Consider the following 18040-nt stretch of genomic DNA (forward strand, 5'->3'; position numbering starts at 1 on the left):
TTTTTAAGTTTTTACAATTTATTAACACACTTTATTATGCATACATAGTAAAATTTTAAGATAAATCTTACAAAAATGCTATTACTTCGCTATAAAATTGCCTAGGATTCTCGGCATGTAACCAATGTCCTACATTTGGGATTGTTATTAATTTTGCTTTCGCGAAAGCGGAAAAAATAGCATCTTCATCTTCTTCTTGTATATAATTTGATGCTCCACCTCTTAAAAACAACGTAGGTTTTTCAAAATAAGCATTCTCTGGAAGCGCCTCTCCTATACGATCAACATGATGTATTAAAGCAGGCAAATTCATCCTAAGACCTAACTCACCTTTAGCTACCCAATAGAGGTTTTTCAATAAAAACTGACGCACCCCTACTTCTTTAATATATTGAGATAAAAATGTATCTGCTTCTTTTCGACCTGTTAATGCTTCTTTATCTTTAGAAAGCGCTTCTAATCCTTCTAATATTGTTTGATGATGTTGTGGGTAAAACTTAGGTGCTATATCTGCCACTATTAATTTTGAGACAAGTTCTGGACACATAACTGCAAAAAGCATCGCTGTTTTTCCACCCATTGAATGTCCAATTAAAGCTATAGAAGACAAGTTTTTTTCTTCACAATAGTTCTTTATATCTATCGCCATAAGTTCATAACTAAATGCATCGTTATGAAAACTACGCCCATGATTACGCTGGTCTACAAGATGTACTTCATATCCTTGTTCTGCAAATTGCTTTCCAAGTGTTTTCCAATTGTCGCCCATACCAAGAAAACCATGCAATATAATGAGTGGCTTTCCTTCTCCTATAATATTAGAATGTAATAGCATTAGCTTAATTTTTTAAGATATTGTATAATCACGGTTTCAAATCCAAGATATAGCGCTTCAGAAACTAATGCATGACCTATCGAAACTTCTAATAATTCTGGAATACTATTTTTAAAATACGCTATATTTTCTAAAGAAAGATCATGACCTGCATTAATACCTAATCCTAATTCATTTGCCACCAGCGCACTATCTATATATGGACGTATCGCAGTTTCCTTATCTGTAGCATACATCTTTGCATAACTTTCGGTATATAACTCGATACGGTCTGCACCAGTAGCTTTTGCTCCTTCGATCATTTCTTGTACAGGATCAACAAATATAGACGTACGTATTCCTTGGCTCTTAAATTCGCCGATGACCTCTTGTAAAAATGACTTATTTATTACGGTATCCCATCCTGCATCACTAGTAATAGCATCTATAGCATCTGGCACTAATGTTACTTGTGTAGGCTTTACCTCTAAAACAAGATCGATAAATTTTTGAACTGGATTTCCTTCTATATTAAATTCGGTAGTTACTATTTTTTTTAAATCCCGAGCATCTTGATATCGTATGTGTCGTTCATCAGGTCTTGGATGTATCGTAATACCTTGCGCTCCAAATTTTTCAAGATCAACAGAAACATTAACAACATTAGGCACATTTCCACCACGAGCATTACGGAGTGTCGCTATTTTATTTACGTTTACACTTAATTTTGTCATTATAAATATGGTATAAATTTTGAATACAAAAATACAAAGACCCTGCCGCTAGGCGAGTTATTTTTCATTATTTTGCAGTATGAGTATTACAGATTTTATAATTAACGATATCAAACCTGTCTCTGAGACAGCATCCATAGGTGAAGTACAAACTATTTTTAGTCAGACAACACACTCACACGTCCCTATTTACAGAGACAACATATATGTAGGTTGCTTAGCTGAGAATGACACACATTGCTATGATGCGAATTGTATTATATCTGATTATACGCATGCATACGAGCATTTTTTTGTGAGATATGAAACTAATTGGTTAGATATACTTGAGACATTTGCCCAGAACAGCGCTAATATTATGCCTGTACTTGATGATGACAATCACTACATAGGATATTATGAACTTGCTGATGTTATGAATTTTTTCAACAACACTCCATTCATCAGTGAACCTGGTAGTGTCGTTATTATAGAAAAGGGCATACAAGACTATTCTTTCAGTGAAATAAGTCAAATTGTAGAGTCTAATGACGGAAAAATATGGGGAGGTTTTATTTCTAAAATAGAAAATGATGTTGCTCAGATCTCTATAAAAATTGGACGTGCTAATTTTAATGACATTCTTGCTGCTTTTAGAAGATATAGCTATAATGTCGTTTCGAGTCATCAAGAGGACACTTTCATCAAAGACTTAAGAGAACGCTCTCAATATTTAGAAAAATATCTTAACATATAATCATGAAAATAGGTATTTACGGTCAATTTTATCATCAGGAAGCTGCGCATTATGTGCAACAATTACTGGATATACTAGACAAAAAGAAGATTGAAGTTATTATTGAAAAGAATTTTCTAGACTTAATTCACGAGCAAGATTCAATTGACAAAAACTATAGGCATTTTAGCACTTTTGAAGAACTAGACACTAGTTATGATTTATTTTTCAGCATTGGAGGTGATGGTACGATACTAAAAACCGCAACATATATAAGAGACCTTAACATTCCTATTGTGGGAATTAACACTGGTCGATTAGGTTTTTTAGCCACTATCAAAAAACAAGAAATTGCAGCTTCTATAGAAAAAATCCTTGCAGGCAATTACACATTATCTCAACGAAGTTTATTACAGGTCACAACAGGTCAAGACACGAGTATTTTTGGAGGTATTAATTTTGCATTAAACGAAATTGTAGTAAGTCGTAAAAACACGACTTCCATGATTTCTATCTCTACTCATTTAAATGGTGAATCGCTAACAAATTATTGGGCAGATGGACTCATAGTATCTACACCTACTGGATCTACAGGGTATTCGTTAAGTTGTGGAGGACCTGTTATAACGCCACACACCTCTAGTTTAATACTCACACCGATAGCTCCTCATAATTTAAACGCAAGACCTCTTGTGATTCCTGATAACACCACAATCACATTAAAAGTATCAGGAAGGGAGAAACAACATTTAATCTCTTTAGATTCAAGAATTGCTACGTTAGAAAATGAAACAATCATCACTTTAAAGAAAGCGCCTTTTACCATAAGCCTTATCAATTTAGAAGGAGAAAGTTTTTTAAAAACATTACGAGAAAAGCTTTTATGGGGAGAAGATAAACGCAACTAGACAATAATTTGCAATAAACAGTGTTAACTCTGTGTGTAGTTTAGATATATTTTCATTATCCTTTTATTAAAAAAGAAGGCTTCTCATAGATCATTATTCTGATAGAATAGTATCTACACGCACATTATTGTTATATTTGCAAACTTTTACAGCTATATGAGGTATTTGACGATTGTAATAATCGCCATGTTTTTAGGCTTTAACTCTCAAGCACAAACTTATGAAGTAGGTTTGTTTGCTGGTGGGTCAAATTTTATAGGAGATGTTGGATCAACAAGTTACATTGCTCCAAACTCCCCTGTTATAGGTGGTATTTTTAAATGGAATCGTAGCAAGCGACATGCTTTTAGATTTACTGCGCTTTTTACACAGTTAGAAAGTTCAGACTCACAAAGTGATGAATCAAGAAGACAGCTTAGAGGTTATTCCTTTAAAAATAGTGTAAAAGAAGTTTCATTAGGTCTAGAATACACATTCTGGGATTTTGATATGTTTAATGATAGAAATCCTTCTACTCCCTATTTATATACAGGGTTTACATATTTTAATCACGATGAGCTAGCCCTAAATGGCAACAATGTTCAGAAAACTGGCACTGCTTGGGATTTTGCAATTCCAATGGTTCTAGGATATAAAGCTGTTATTGGCACAAAATTTATTCTTGCATTTGAAATAGGCGCAAGATATACGCTAACAGATAACCTAGATGGTAGTGCTCCTGACGATGATGCTAATGGAACATTACGTTTTGGAAATATAAACAATGATGACTGGTATATGTTTACAGGATTTACGGTAACTTATACCTTTGGGCGCAAACCATGTTTTTGTGCCTTCTAAGTAATGAGATGGACTTTTTAGATCAAATTAATCTCGATAAATTACCACGCCATATCGCTGTGATCATGGACGGTAATGGACGATGGGCAAAAAAACAAGGACTACTGCGAGCTGCTGGACATAAAAGAGGCACTCAAGCGGTACGAGAGACTGTTGAAGGATGCGCCGAAATAGGGATAGAGCATCTAACCTTATATGCCTTCTCAACAGAAAATTGGAATCGCCCAAAAAAAGAAGTAGATACACTCATGAATCTACTCGTTTCTTCTTTAAAGAAAGAAATTAAAACACTTCAAAAAAATGACGTCTCGTTAAAAACGATTGGCAATATTGAATCGTTACCTAAAAAGGCTCAAAAAGAGCTAAAAGAAGTTATACATCAAACTAAAGATAACAAAAGATTAAGAGTTACACTTGCCCTAAGCTATGGAGCTCGTGAAGAAATTCTTAAAACTGTAAAAGAAATAAGCGTTAAAGTTAAAAATAACATAATTTCGCCCGATGAGATTGACGAGTCTTATATTAATAAGCATCTTTACACCCATGACATGCCAGATGTTGATTTACTTATAAGAACTAGCGGAGAGCAACGTGTTAGTAATTTTTTATTATGGCAAATAGCATATGCAGAGTTTTACTTTACAGAAGTATTATGGCCAGATTTTAAGAAAAAGAATTTACATGAAGCTATTTACAATTACCAGAAAAGAGAACGAAGATTTGGAAAGACAAGTGAACAAATTCAATAACTTAATAAATCAAGGCTTGATATTAAAAAAAATTACTTTTGTACTATTCGTATTATTTACATCCGTAATTGCTCAAGCTCAGAGGGATTTACCCCTAGATCCAGAAATTAAGTATGAGATCGGTAACATTACAGTAACCGGAACCTCCACATACAATGAAAATACAGTAATCACCTTTACTGGTTTACGTGTTGGAGAACGTATTTATCTTCCTGGGGAAAAAATAAGTAGTGTCATTAAAAACCTATGGAAATTAGAATTATTTTCTGACATTAATTTATATGTTACAGACGTTAGAGGCGACGTTGTAGATCTTCAACTTGACATTCAAGAAGTCCCGGAATTAAATGAAATAAAATTTAAGGGAATTAAGGAAAAGAAAGGTACTACCTTCGTAAAAGATAACGGCTTAAATAAAGGAGCTAAAGTAACAGAAAACTTAGTTACTACTACAAAAAACTATATAGAAAACACGTATAAGAAAAAAGGATACTTTAACGCCAAAACACTTATAAATGTAATCCCTAAAGAAGATACCGTATCCAAAAATAAAGTCAATATGTTAGTAAATATTGACAAAGGATCTCGTGTAAAAGTTGACGAAATTATTTTTGATGGAAGCGATAAAATCAAGAGTAAAAAATTGAGACGTTCTATGAAAAACACGAAGAAGAAAAACCCCCTTCGTTTTTATAAGCGCTCAAAATATATAGAAGCTGACTATAAAGATGATAAAAAATCGATTATAGATACATATAAAGAAAACGGATATCGTGATGCTCGTATTGTTTCAGATACTATTATCAAGAATGATGATGATGGCATTACATTAAAACTTACTATTGAAGAAGGAAAAAAATATTACATAGGAGATATTGATTTTATTGGTAATACTGTATTCTCTGATGCACAACTAGCAAGACAACTAGTTTTAAAGAAAGGAGACACCTATAACGGCGTATTACTAAAAGAACGTATTCAAAAAGAAGGAGATCCAGATGCAGATGATCTTGCTAATTTATATCAAAACAATGGATACTTATTCTCTAACATTAATGCTGTAGAAACTGGTGTTGAAAATGACACTATAAATTTTGAAGTTCGTATTTCAGAAGGGAAATTAGCTTACTTCAATAGAGTTGAAGTAAAAGGAAATGACAAAACAAAAGACAAAGTAATCTACAGAGAACTTCTTACAAGGCCTGGTCAGCAATATAGTAAGCAAGCTGTAGTCTCTACTATTAGACAGTTAGGACAGTTAGGATTTTTTGATCCACAGCAACTTACCCCTGAATTCAAGAACTTTGATCAAATTGGAGGTACTGTAGATTTAGAATACAATGTAGTAGAACAAGGAGCTAGCCAGATAGAACTACAAGGTGGTTTTGGTGGTGGTGGTTTTGTAGGAACGTTAGGACTATCCTTTAATAACTTCTCTATACAAAACATCTTTAAGAAAGAAGCATATAAGCCTTTACCTATGGGTGATGGACAACGATTTTCATTAAGAGCTCAAGCAAGTCAGTTTTTTCAAACATATAGTATTTCTCTTACAGATCCTTGGTTTGGAGGTAAAAAACCAGTACAGTTATCTGTATCATTATCTCACACTATACAGTTCCAATTTAACAACTTAGCAACTAGTGCTAGAGACCGTGTAAATAGAGATAGCAGAAACATTATTACCGGAGGTTCTATTGGTCTTGCTAAACGTTTAAGCTGGCCTGATCGTAACTTTACCTTATCACATGCTATAAGTTACCAAAATTTTAATCTAAAAAACTTTAATACAGGTCTCTTTACATTTGGAAACGGGTCTTCTGTTAATTTAGGATATACGATTGGTCTTAGTAGAAATAACACTGCGAATAATCCAATATTCCCTGTATCAGGTTCTCAATGGAGTATTAGCGCTAAACTAACACCACCATATTCTTTATTCAACAATGTAGATTATGAGGGCTTAGCAGTAGATAGAGAAGTTGCGGTAGAGAATCAAGATTCAGATGCATTGGCAGCTATAGATCAGGAGCGTTTTAACTTTTTAGAATTTTACAAAATTAAGTTTGACGGAAAATGGTACACAAGTTTGCCTGGAAAGTTTGTATTACAATCTAATGTTGAGTTTGGATGGTTAGGAGCTTATAACAACGACAGAGGTATTCCACCATTTGAGCGTTTTTTCTTAGGAGGAGATGGATTAGGAGGTTTTGCACTAGATGGACGTGAAATCATTCGTTTAAGAGGATATCCTAACCAATCTGTAACACCTTTAGATAGAGGAGCTGCTACTACTGCAAACAATAATGATGGTGCTACTATTTATAATAAATTCAGTCTAGAACTACGTTATCCAGTAACATTTAGTCAAGCTGCGACCATTTATACACTAGCTTTTATAGAAGGAGGAGCAACTTATGACAATTTTAGAGATTATAATCCGTTTCAATTGAATAGATCTGCTGGTGCAGGAATTCGTATATTTATGCCTGCCTTTGGATTATTAGGGCTAGATTTTGGATATGGATTCGATCCTATACCAGGGCTAATACAGCCTAATGGGTGGGAAACGCACTTTATCATAGGACAGCAGTTTTAATTTTGGCACGATTATTTCTAACGCTATTATAACCAATATGAAAACAAAAGCTTTTTTCTTTTTTGCATCACTTCTTTTAGTGAGTCTCGTTGCACAAGCACAACGTGGTATCCGTGTAGGCTATATAAACATGGACTACATACTTGAAAATGTTCCTGAATATCAAGAAGCATCTTCTCAATTAGACTCTAAAGTTAAAAAATGGAAAAGCGAAATTGAGAAAAAGATTGGTGAAATCGAAGAGATGAAAAAGCAATTACAAAATGAACGTGTATTGCTTACAAAAGAATTAATAGAGGAGCGCGAAGAAGAAATTTCATATGAAGAGGAAGAGATTTTTGAATATCAACAAAAACGTTTTGGACCAGAAGGAGATCTTGCTATTCAAAAACGTCAATTAATTGAGCCTATTCAGGATCAAGTTTTTAATGCGGTACAAGAGATTTCTAAAAATAAAAAGTACGACGTTGTATTAACTAAAAAAGAAGCAGGTGTCTTATATGTAGCAGATCGCTTAGACATGAGTGATCAAGTATTAAGAAGTATTACTAGATCTGCAAAACGTAAACAAATAAATAGCAAAAAAGAAGAAAAGTCGTTTGATATAGATGAGGCAAAAACTGTAGAGCAAGATAAGGCTACACAAGCACGTCAGAAAGCAATAGACGACAAGAAAGCTGAGAGAGAAGCTTTAATCGAAGAGAAAGCTAAACAACGTCAAGAAGAAAAAGATGCACGTAACGCAGCATTTGAGGAACGCAGACAACGCATTCTTGAAGAACGTCAAAAAAGAAAAGACTCTATTGCTGCAGTAAAAGCGACTGCTAGAGAAAAGTCGGGTAGACCAGCTCCTTTAACAGCAGAAGAAAAGAAAGCAAGACAAGAAAGAATATTAGCAGAGCGTCAAAAAAGAAAAGATTCTATTTTACAAGTTCGTAAAGCAAGAAAGGATTCTATAACGAACGCTCGTAAGAATAAAGCAAATAATCTTCCAAAGCCTCCTGAAGAAGATGATAACGGAGAAGGAGGCATTTAACAACCCTTTATAATAACACTTAACTTAATTAGATTACAATGAAACACATGAAAAAAGTATTCGTAGCCATAGCTCTAGTAATAGGAATGACTAGTGTGATGCAAGCTCAAGATTCAAAAATTGCGCACATTAACACACAGGCATTAGTAGAAGCAATGCCAAGCTATGTAGCTGCAAATGCTGAGCTTGAAAAAGCACAAAAATCGTATCAAGCTCAGTTAACAGAAATGAAAACTGAACTTCAGAAAACATCTGAAAGATATGGTCGTGAAGTAAACGAGCAGACAGACGAAACAAATCTTGCACGTCAAAAAGAAGTACAAGAGACATTACAGCAAATTAATCAGTACGAGCAAAATGCGTATACAAAGCTTCGTCAGCAAGAGCAAGAATTATTAAAGCCTATATTAGAAAAGGCGCGTGTAACTATCCAAAAGGTAGCTAGAGCAAAAGGATACCAATTTGTTTTAGACTCTACACCTGGTGCTGCTGGTGTAATAATGGCTGATGGATATGATCTTATGTCAGATGTAAAAGCAGACTTAGGCATCTAAAAACAGTACTATAATTTCGCTTTAAGCGAAAGTTTATAAAAAACTGCCTTCATTGTGAAGGCAGTTTTTTATTTTAGAGCTATGCAAAAAGATCAATATATCGGAGTGTTTGATAGTGGTATTGGAGGTATTTCTATTTGGAAAGAAATTGTTCAACTACTCCCCTTTGAATCTACTATTTATCTAGCAGACAGTAAATATGCACCTTATGGAATCAAGTCTCAAGAAGAGATTACACAATTATGCATTAAAAACACAGAACTACTACTCGCACTTGGCGCTAAAATTATTGTAGTTGCTTGTAATACTGCGACTACAAATGCTATTGATTATTTAAGAGCAAACTACGATGTTCCTTTCATTGGAATAGAACCTGCTATAAAACCCGCCGCATTACAATCTAAAAATAAAAGTATTGGCATTTTAGCCACCAAAGGCACTCTAAACAGTCGTTTGTTTTCTAATACTTCTGAAAAATATACACAAGAAATTGAAACTATAGAAGTTATTGGTTCGGGTTTAGTTCCATTAATTGAGCAAGGAAAGATAGCTACTCCAGAAATGAAAACTCTTCTTAAAGAGCATCTTCAACCTATGATTGATGCTAATATTGACTATCTAGTACTAGGCTGTAGTCATTACCCGTTTCTCCTTCCTGTACTTAAAGAATTATTACCTAGTCAAGTTTCTATTATAGATTCAGGAGAAGCGGTCGCACGACAGACTAAAGCAATATTAGCGCAAGGTAACAACATACAATTTGATACAACGCAGTCTGTGATGCATCATATCTATTCTAACGACACTATTGATGTCCTTGAAAATATTATTATACGCTTTCGCGAAAGCGAACAAACCCCTCAAAAAGCATGTATAGAGGTAGCGTATAAAGATTTTTAGTACCTACATGCTAGCTATAAAATAGTATTACTTGAAATAGGCTAACAAATTAGCTTTCTGAGAAGCCGAAACCATTACTTCTTTTCCTGTACTCAGTATCACAGCACCACCTTTTCCTTTTCGATACCCCGTCACTTCGTTTATATTAATCAAGTAGGATTTATGAACACGCACAAAACCAAAATCTACTAGAGCATCTTGAAAGTATTTAAGTGTTTTACTTACCAATTTTTTACCCCCACTTGTTAGAAATATTTGCGTGTAATTATCATCTGCCTGACAATACAAAATAGAAGCTGCCTCCAACACCTCGAAACCATCTTGCACAGGGATTGTAATCTTACCTTGCTTATCAGAATTATAAGCTGTAAGTACCTTGTCTTCTAATGCATTTTCTTTTTCCTTAATTTGAACAACATAATCTACAGCCTTAATAAGTTCATCTATAGATATCGGTTTTAGCAAATAATAAGAGGCATGTGTATTTAATGCTTCTATTGCATATTGATTATAGGCCGTAACAAACACTGTTTCAAAACTACGATCTCCCACTTGTTCTAAAAGATCAAATGCATTTCCGTGCGGCATCTCTACATCCAAAAAGACGAGATCTAAAGTATGATTACGTATCAAAGCCAACCCCTCTTCTATATTTGATGCTTCACCAACAAGCTCAATTTTTGGACAATATTTTTGAAGATAATTACGTAGAATCTCTCTACTTATTTCTTCATCTTCTACGATGATTGTTTTAAGCTTTAGCATGGTTAATCTTTTTTAAGTGTTAGTGTTACTTTTGTGCCTTCTCCATTGTCAAAAACATCTGTTATAACAACATCTACGCGATCGCTATACATCTCATTAAGTATTGCGATACGCTTCTTGATATTGCCCATTCCTTTTGACTTTTGTTTTCTCTGATTATCGGTTTTCATGGCCTTACTACGCTCCCTTCCTACTCCATCATCTGTCACCGTAATGACAGCTGTATCTTTATCTTTTTGACTGAAATTAATATGCAAGAGTCCTTTCTCTTCTTTATAGCGCATTCCATGCCATACAGCATTCTCTACATAGGGTTGTAATAGCATAGGAGGTATTTGAAATTCATCTATTATCAGGTTTTCATCTACTGTAAGTGTATAATCAAATTTATCTTTAAACCTGAAATGTTCCAGCATGGTGTATTTTTTAATCAGTTCTATTTCTCTTGAGAGCGGAATAAAATCTTCTTCACTATTTTCAAGTACCGAACGCATTAAAATTGAAAAATCTGATAGGTATTTATTTGCTGTACGCTCATCATTTATAGCAATAAAACTATTTACAGAATTCAATGCATTGAATATAAAGTGAGGATTCATTTGCGACCTAAGCCCTTTAAGTGCTAACAGATTGTTTGCATACTTTTGTTTTTTGGAACTACGATACATCGCAAAGGCTGTAATAAGTAGTGAGATAGCCACTACGATTAAAGAGCCTATAATTAATTGCTGTGTTCTATTATTTGCATCTCTTAACTCTTGCTCTTTAAAGGCGAGATTGTATCTACCTTCATTAAGTTCTCTATCTTTCTCTAGACTTCGAATTCTGGCTTGTTTTTCAGCAATTTCTTTGGCTAGTCGTGTTGCTTTATATACTTCTTGTTCCTTTTTTTGATAATCTTCTTCTACAAGTGATATATAGCGTTCATAACTTTCTGCGGCTTTATCAAAGTCTTCTTTGTCTCTATATAATTCCGAAAGACGCCTAGCGGCATCTTTCTCGACGACAAGGTCATTTTTAACTACTGCTTCATTAATACTTTTTTCGAAAAAAGGAATTGCTTCTTCAAATTTACGCTGATTGGCATATGCATTTGCAATTTTATAATTTTGTTTTTGAGAAGTTAGCACATCATCATTAGTGATCGAATCTGCCATCACATTATCTAATTCTTTGATAGCTTCCTTTCGAAGTTTAATTTCTTCATCAAACTGTTGTGTTCTATTATAATAATCGGCTACATTGACTTTAGATCTTGCGGCACTTTCTGAACTTTCTTGATTAGACAAATCTAGCGCTTTATTATACGAATTTACTGCTTCTTGACTATTACCAACTCTATCATAAGACTCTGCTATTTTTGTATTTAACCGTGTTGCTATAGATACGATAGAAGCGTCTGTTGCAATGCGTTCTGCTTTTTGATATTGAGTAATCGATTTTTCAAAATCTTTAGTCATTTTATACGCATCGCCAAGCCCTTCTAGTGCTTCTAAGTTTTGATCAAAAGACAATGATTTTTGTAGTAATTCTTGGTAAAGGCCAATGCTTTCTTGATAGTTTTTATTGTTAAAATAGGCTTTTGCCAGTTTTATATCTACATCGATACTATATTTACTTTTTAAACTTGACTTATAATTTGCAATAGCTAAATCATGTTGTTTCCAATGCGTATTTATATCAGCTAACACATCATAGGCCAATGCTCTTTCGAATTCACTTATCGTTTTAATTTCTAGTGCAGATGCAATATAACCTACTCCTTTAGAGAAATCTTCTTTATAAATCGTTTTCGCTTCTTGAACATACTCTGTAAAATTTTGTTGTAAATCTTCTACAGCTTCACTTTCTAACAATACTTCATCGTCGTCAGTAGGTAATGGTTGCACCTCTACTCGTATACGTTGATTGTCTTTTATAATAAGGTATTGTGTTTCGAAATCTGTACTTCTTATGACAAGTTCATCTCCTATTCTTGCTCTAATTCTAAACTCACCATCAACAGCAGTTGTTGTATAATCTCCTCCCGTAATTTCAATATTTACCCTTGGAATAGGCTTTGATGTTTCCATATCTATAACACTACCTCTTACAGTAACTTCAGGCCCTTTATCATTAGAAAAAGACTTACTGTTTTGAGAAAAAGAATGTACACATGTAAGCAATGTCATTAACATGACAAGAGTAGAATATATTTTAAAAATCTTCTTCATAAGTTCCAAACATACTGGAAAATTGCTACACCAAAAAATGACTAACAGCTGATATACCAAAATATAGCACTATTCTACCCGTAAAACAGTCATCATACTAAGATAATAGCAGTGTTTACTCATTCAAATAAGCTGTTCCCTCATTTTGAATTTTTAAGCACTGTTAATGTCTTTAGATTTACATCATATTCATCAAAATATACAAACGATTATGAAGACAGTAACATTTTTTATAACCTCTCTAATAGTCATAGGGTCTTATTTCAACATAAATCCTACTACTGATATAGAAGAAACAAAAACAGTAGAATCATTAAAAAACACCCACTATTTAGAACCAGACACTAACATTATTAAAGTAGCGCTTTTACTTGATACCTCTAATAGTATGGATGGACTTATAGATCAAGCAAAATCGCAATTATGGGAATTAGTAAATGAGCTTTCTTATGCAAAATGCGGACATAAAAATAAGCCATCATTAAAGATCGCATTATATGAATATGGTAATGACAGGCTCAATGCCCAAGAAGGATACATAAGACAAGTAAATGCATTTAGCAATGATCTTGATGAAATTTCAAAAAACCTATTTGGACTTACTACTAATGGAGGAAATGAATATTGTGGTAAAGTCATTCAAGTGTCACTAGATCAATTAAATTGGGGAACTAATGAAAGTGATCTTAATCTTATTTTTATAGCAGGCAACGAACCTTTTGACCAAGGACCTGTGCGTTACCAAGATGCATCCTTAAATGCTTGTGAGAAAGACGTAACTATCAACACTATATTTTGCGGAAATTACAACACAGGTGCACAAACACACTGGAAAGATGGCGCAGAATCTGCAAAAGGCACTTATATCGCAATAAATCATGACAAACGTACTGTACATATCCCATCTCCATATGATCAAGCTATTTTAGAAAAAAACAATGCCTTAAATAACACTTACATTGGTTATGGCAGATTAGCCGAAGATAAAATGGCATTACAAATACAACAAGATTCTAATGCAAATGAATATGGACAAGCAAATGCTGTAAAAAGAGCTGTAAGTAAAAGTTCACATTTTTATAAAAATAGTAGCTGGGATCTAGTAGATGCAGAAGAAGAAGCCGATTTTAGTTATGAAGAATTAGATGATAAAGATCTTCCTAATGAATTAAAAGGAAAATCTGCTTCAGAAATAAAAGCTTACATAGCAATAAAAAGAAAGGAAAGAGAACAAATACAGAAAGAAATTGCACAACTAAATAAGAAACGTATCTCTTATGTAGCTACACAAACAAAAAAAGACGATAATCAGTTACGTAATGCAATGGTAGAAGCTATTAAAACACAAGCGAAAAAGAAAAATTATACTTGGGAATAATTAATAGACTGTTTATTCCTTTAAAAATGAAAAGTGTATGCAATGTTGCGTACACTTTTTTTATATAAATCAAATTCACAAAAACCAAAGCTACTATTTAGAACGTATAACATATATAAACAAAACACTACTTGTATAGAGTAGTACAACTATTAAAACCCAAATTAAAATGAAAAAAACGTTTGTAATTATTGCGATAGCCACACTATCTCTTACTTCTTGTGTATCTAAAAAGAAGTATGTTGCTTTACAATCAGAGTATGACAATACAAAAGTTACACTCACCAAAACCAAAGTAGAGAAAGAAGAACTAGAAAGTAAATATGGTGCTATACAAGCTCGTGTAGAAGAGTATAACACAAAAATTAATTCTTTAAAAGATATTAATACAGAGCTTACTGTCGCTAATGATCAAAAACTAGACAAAACAAGTAATGGCGCTGTTATATCAAATGATGTTAAAAAACAGATGACAGCAACACTAGCAAATGTAGATCAGACCGAGCTGTCAAAAGCAAAAACGCTAGAAGATTCTATGAACCTAGCACTTTCTTATAACTTAAAGCGCAATCTTGACCGCGATATTATAGATAATGCTCAAAATGATGATATCTCTATAGATATCGATGAGACGGTAGTAATGATTTCTATTTCTGATAAATTACTATTTAGATCTGGCAGTTATAAAGTAAATAAAGAAGCAGATACATTGTTAAAAAGAATTGCAGATGTTGTGAACTCTGAACCAGCTATTGAAGTAATGGTAGAAGGTCATACAGACAACCAAACGGTAAAACCAGGTGCTTATGTTAGAGATAACTGGGAACTTAGTGTAGAACGTGCTACAGCTATCGTTAGAGAATTACAAAACACCCATCAAGTAGATCCTTCTAAATTAATTGCGGCAGGAAGAAGTAGCTATATGCCTATAGTTGCAAATGATAGTAAAGAGAATAGATCTATAAACCGAAGAACACGAATCATTATTCTACCAAACCTCGATAAGTTCTTAGCACTAATAGCTTCGAATGAATAATTGCATCAAAAACAGATAACATTAAAAAGCCCGTTTGTTAGTATAACAAACGGGCTTTTTAATGTTTTTAATTTTCAATTAGTTTACAGCTGGACAGTTACAATCGTAAGGATCTTTATTTTCTCCTAAGTTATATCCAAGAGTAACTTGGTGAAATCCTCCATTTGTTAACACCACTGAATTTGTTTGGTTAGAGTACGTATATCCAAATAAGAATCTATCATAAGATCCTCCTATAAAAGGACTCACAAATTGAGTTTTTTGAATATCTACTGTTTCTCCATTAGGTGTAAACTCTGCTCCATCAAGACTTCTTCTGTACGAAAGTCCTCCCCATAATCTACCCCAATCTAATTTATAGTATGCTTTTGCATTTAAATCAATATTTGCTTCTCCTGTACGCTCTGTTGCTTGAAATAGTGCAGAGGGCTCAAAACTCCAGTCAGAAAAATTAGGAGAAATAACATATCCCATAGAAACAATATATCTACGTTGATTGTTTGGCTCAAATGCTTCTGTAAAAAGATCTCTATTTGCAGGTAATATATTTTTAACTGTAAAGTGAGCAAAGAAGTCTAGGAAGTTATAAGACATCCCAAAATCTACATTTATATAAGAGTCTGATTGCTCAATACCTGCGATAACAGGATCAAAATCAGTTAAGTCAAAATTAGTTTCATCTAGTTTCCCTTGTAACACTCCAAGACTTATTCCAAATGAAAGTTGATTAAGGTCTACGTAATTTCGCGAAAGCAATAGATGATAAGAAAAAGTAGCATATACACCTTGTTGAGAGAAAAAACCATTCCTATCGTTAAATAATATTCCTCCCACACCTACTTTTTCTCCTATTCTACCATTCAAACTTATGGTTTGTAATGCAGGGGAATCTTCAACACCAGCCCATTGACCACGTGCTGTTCCTCTAAGCTTTGCTGTTTTTGAAGCACCAGCCATAGAAGGGTGAAGCAAGTAAAGGTTATCTTGAAGATAATCTAAGAATACTGGCAAACCTTCCTGAGCAACAACAAATTGCGAGCAAAACAATGCCAATATGATATAGTATTTTTTTAGATTCATGGGACTATTTTTTTTCTAAAACAGGCTTACGCAACATCTCATTTTGTATAAATTGAAAAGTATTTATATCAACATGTGAAGCACACAAAGCTCTGTAACGTTCAAATATATAAATTTTTGTATTAAAGCGTTCAGATTTAACAGGCATTATGTAATTGAAAACTCCAAATACAAAATCGCGTATCATACTATTATATACAGAAATACTTACATCATATAAATATGTGTAACATAAATCTATCCGCAATGGTAAGAAACGTAGGATTCTTTTCATCAACATGTAGTTTTCAAGGGGGCGTAAATATAGGAAATTACAACTTATATTAGGCGCCTGTGCATTGCATAACGACATTTTTATCTATTTATTGAATCGTTAGGCACTTTTTTAACATTAATAGACACACCTAAGTCTTTATTTACGGTATTATAAGGAGATATTCTATAGTGTAATAAATAGGTATAATACCTACCTTTGCATAAAAATTATTGTAATGTCTACATATAATATTACTATTGAGGGAACTTCAAATCCAGCAATAAAAAAATTTCAAGCAGATCAATTCTTAGTAAATCATAATAGCTATGAATTTACAAATATAGATGATGCTGCAAATTCACCATTAGCGCAACAGTTATTTTATCTTCCTTTTGTTAAAACGGTATATATAGCTCAAAACTTTGTTGCCATTGAAAAATACAATATCGTAGAGTGGATTGATATTCAAAATGAAGTATCAAAACAAATTGAAGATTTTCTTAATGACAATGGTGTCATTATCATTGAAGATATTGCCGCAAAAAAAGTACCAGTTACTGTCTATGCCGAAAGTACTCCAAATCCATCTACATTAAAGTTTGTAGCAAATAAAAAACTAGTTACAGCTCCTTTTGAGTTTAAAACAATAGATGACACTACACATTCACCACTTGCGAAAGCTTTATTCCACTTCCCATTTGTAAAAGAAGTTTTTATGGACGAAAATTATGTAAGTGTCCAGAAATATGAAATGGCAAATTGGGACGAAGTAGTTACTGAAACTCGCGAATTTATTCGAGATTTTATTCAAGATGGAAAAGAAATTGTTACTGCTGAACAACTAAAAACACCTCAACAAGTTGAGAGTATGGCTGAAGCATCTTTTGAAAATCTAGACGATACCTCAAAAGAGATTGTAAACATCATAGAAGAATATGTAAAACCTGCTGTTGCAAGTGATGGAGGAAACATTGTATTTAAAAACTATGATGAGAAAACTAAAAATGTATCTGTAATTTTACAAGGAGCTTGTAGTGGATGTCCATCTTCTACATTCACACTTAAAAACGGCATTGAAAACATGCTAAAACAAATGCTACCTGGTCGCATAAATGCCGTTGAAGCGATCAATGGATAAGACAAAATGCACAATTTTCTATGACAAAATAGACAAATGTATATTTTACTGATTATTTGTAACTTAGGGTTTTCAATAAATTTTTAAACCAAAAAAGAATAATTATGGCAGTAATGAAAGTTATAGAAGTGCTATCTAGCTCTAAAGAAAGCTGGGAAGATGCAACACAAAACGCAGTATCTCAAGCATCAAAAACAGTAAAAAATATAAAATCTGTTTATGTTGCTGAACAAAGTGCTGTAGTAGATGGAGATAAGGTAACTGAATACCGAGTAAATCTTAGACTTACATTTGAAATAAAGTAAGTTGTAAAACATATCATATT

17 protein-coding genes are annotated in these 18040 nt (G+C 33.3%); 12 read left to right on the forward strand and 5 right to left on the reverse strand.

Features of this window, described 5'->3' with window-relative positions:
• Positions 1-67: 67 nt before the first annotated feature.
• A complete protein-coding gene (locus tag Q1A01_RS14585) occupies positions 68-835 on the reverse strand; it encodes an alpha/beta fold hydrolase (RefSeq protein WP_299682337.1) in 768 nt (255 codons plus the stop codon).
• Positions 835-1548, reverse strand: coding sequence for a pyridoxine 5'-phosphate synthase (locus Q1A01_RS14590; protein WP_299682340.1), 714 nt, complete (start codon positions 1546-1548; stop codon positions 835-837). Before Q1A01_RS14590 ends, Q1A01_RS14585 begins: the two co-directional genes overlap by 1 nt.
• A 79-nt stretch (positions 1549-1627) precedes the next feature.
• Between Q1A01_RS14590 and Q1A01_RS14595 the strand changes: the two genes are divergently transcribed.
• The 8 genes from Q1A01_RS14595 (at position 1628) to murI (ending at position 9849) form a co-directional block, all read left to right on the forward strand.
• Positions 1628-2284 carry a CBS domain-containing protein gene (locus Q1A01_RS14595; protein ID WP_299682343.1) on the forward strand — a complete coding sequence of 219 codons (657 nt, stop codon included), beginning with the start codon at positions 1628-1630 and terminating at the stop codon, positions 2282-2284.
• A gap of 2 nt (positions 2285-2286) precedes the next feature.
• Positions 2287-3171 (forward strand): NAD kinase, encoded by an 885-nt coding sequence (locus Q1A01_RS14600; RefSeq protein ID WP_299682345.1) that lies wholly within the window; start codon positions 2287-2289, stop codon positions 3169-3171.
• 156 nt (positions 3172-3327) lie between these two features.
• Entirely contained in the window at positions 3328-4011 is a 684-nt protein-coding gene (locus Q1A01_RS14605) for a DUF6089 family protein (protein WP_299682348.1), read from the forward strand.
• Positions 4012-4019: 8 nt separating this feature from the next.
• Positions 4020-4760: an isoprenyl transferase gene (locus Q1A01_RS14610; protein ID WP_299682351.1), complete on the forward strand. Its 741-nt coding sequence runs from the start codon at positions 4020-4022 to the stop codon at positions 4758-4760.
• Positions 4693-7359, forward strand: a complete 2667-nt coding sequence (locus tag Q1A01_RS14615) for a POTRA domain-containing protein (protein WP_299682354.1) — start codon at positions 4693-4695, stop codon at positions 7357-7359. The genes Q1A01_RS14610 and Q1A01_RS14615 overlap by 68 nt, the downstream gene beginning before the upstream one ends.
• A 37-nt stretch (positions 7360-7396) precedes the next feature.
• On the forward strand, positions 7397-8395 hold the full coding sequence (locus tag Q1A01_RS14620; protein WP_299682357.1) for an OmpH family outer membrane protein: 999 nt from the start codon (positions 7397-7399) through the stop codon (positions 8393-8395).
• Positions 8396-8442: 47 nt separating this feature from the next.
• Positions 8443-8949, forward strand: coding sequence for an OmpH family outer membrane protein (locus tag Q1A01_RS14625; protein WP_366520102.1), 507 nt, complete (start codon positions 8443-8445; stop codon positions 8947-8949).
• Positions 8950-9030: 81 nt separating this feature from the next.
• Positions 9031-9849, forward strand: coding sequence for a glutamate racemase (murI, locus tag Q1A01_RS14630; protein WP_299682510.1), 819 nt, complete (start codon positions 9031-9033; stop codon positions 9847-9849).
• 27 nt (positions 9850-9876) lie between these two features.
• On the opposite strand, the gene Q1A01_RS14635 is transcribed toward murI, so the two are convergent.
• Together Q1A01_RS14635 and Q1A01_RS14640 are read right to left on the reverse strand one after the other, a co-directional pair.
• A complete protein-coding gene (locus tag Q1A01_RS14635; RefSeq protein WP_299682363.1) occupies positions 9877-10614 on the reverse strand; it encodes a LytTR family DNA-binding domain-containing protein in 738 nt (245 codons plus the stop codon).
• Positions 10615-10616: 2 nt separating this feature from the next.
• Positions 10617-12827: a histidine kinase gene (locus Q1A01_RS14640; protein ID WP_299682365.1), complete on the reverse strand. Its 2211-nt coding sequence runs from the start codon at positions 12825-12827 to the stop codon at positions 10617-10619.
• Between the two features lie 211 nt (positions 12828-13038).
• Here Q1A01_RS14640 and Q1A01_RS14645 point away from each other — a divergent pair, with 211 nt between their 5' ends.
• Both Q1A01_RS14645 and Q1A01_RS14650 read left to right on the forward strand, forming a co-directional pair.
• Positions 13039-14205, forward strand: a complete 1167-nt coding sequence (locus tag Q1A01_RS14645; protein WP_299682368.1) for a VWA domain-containing protein — start codon at positions 13039-13041, stop codon at positions 14203-14205.
• A gap of 169 nt (positions 14206-14374) precedes the next feature.
• Entirely contained in the window at positions 14375-15241 is an 867-nt protein-coding gene (locus Q1A01_RS14650) for a flagellar motor protein MotB (protein WP_299682371.1), read from the forward strand.
• A 78-nt stretch (positions 15242-15319) separates the two neighbouring features.
• Here Q1A01_RS14650 and Q1A01_RS14655 read toward each other — a convergent pair whose 3' ends face one another.
• Entirely contained in the window at positions 15320-16321 is a 1002-nt protein-coding gene (locus Q1A01_RS14655; protein WP_299682374.1) for a type IX secretion system membrane protein PorP/SprF, read from the reverse strand.
• Positions 16322-16812: 491 nt separating this feature from the next.
• On the opposite strand from Q1A01_RS14655, the gene Q1A01_RS14660 reads away from it, so the two are divergent.
• Positions 16813-17715, forward strand: a complete 903-nt coding sequence (locus Q1A01_RS14660) for a NifU family protein (RefSeq protein ID WP_299682377.1) — start codon at positions 16813-16815, stop codon at positions 17713-17715.
• Positions 17716-17819: 104 nt separating this feature from the next.
• Positions 17820-18020: a dodecin family protein gene (locus Q1A01_RS14665; protein WP_299682380.1), complete on the forward strand. Its 201-nt coding sequence runs from the start codon at positions 17820-17822 to the stop codon at positions 18018-18020.
• The last annotated feature ends 20 nt before the right edge of the window (positions 18021-18040 follow it).

The organism is uncultured Dokdonia sp., from assembly GCF_947492815.1.
Lineage (GTDB): Bacteria > Bacteroidota > Bacteroidia > Flavobacteriales > Flavobacteriaceae > Dokdonia.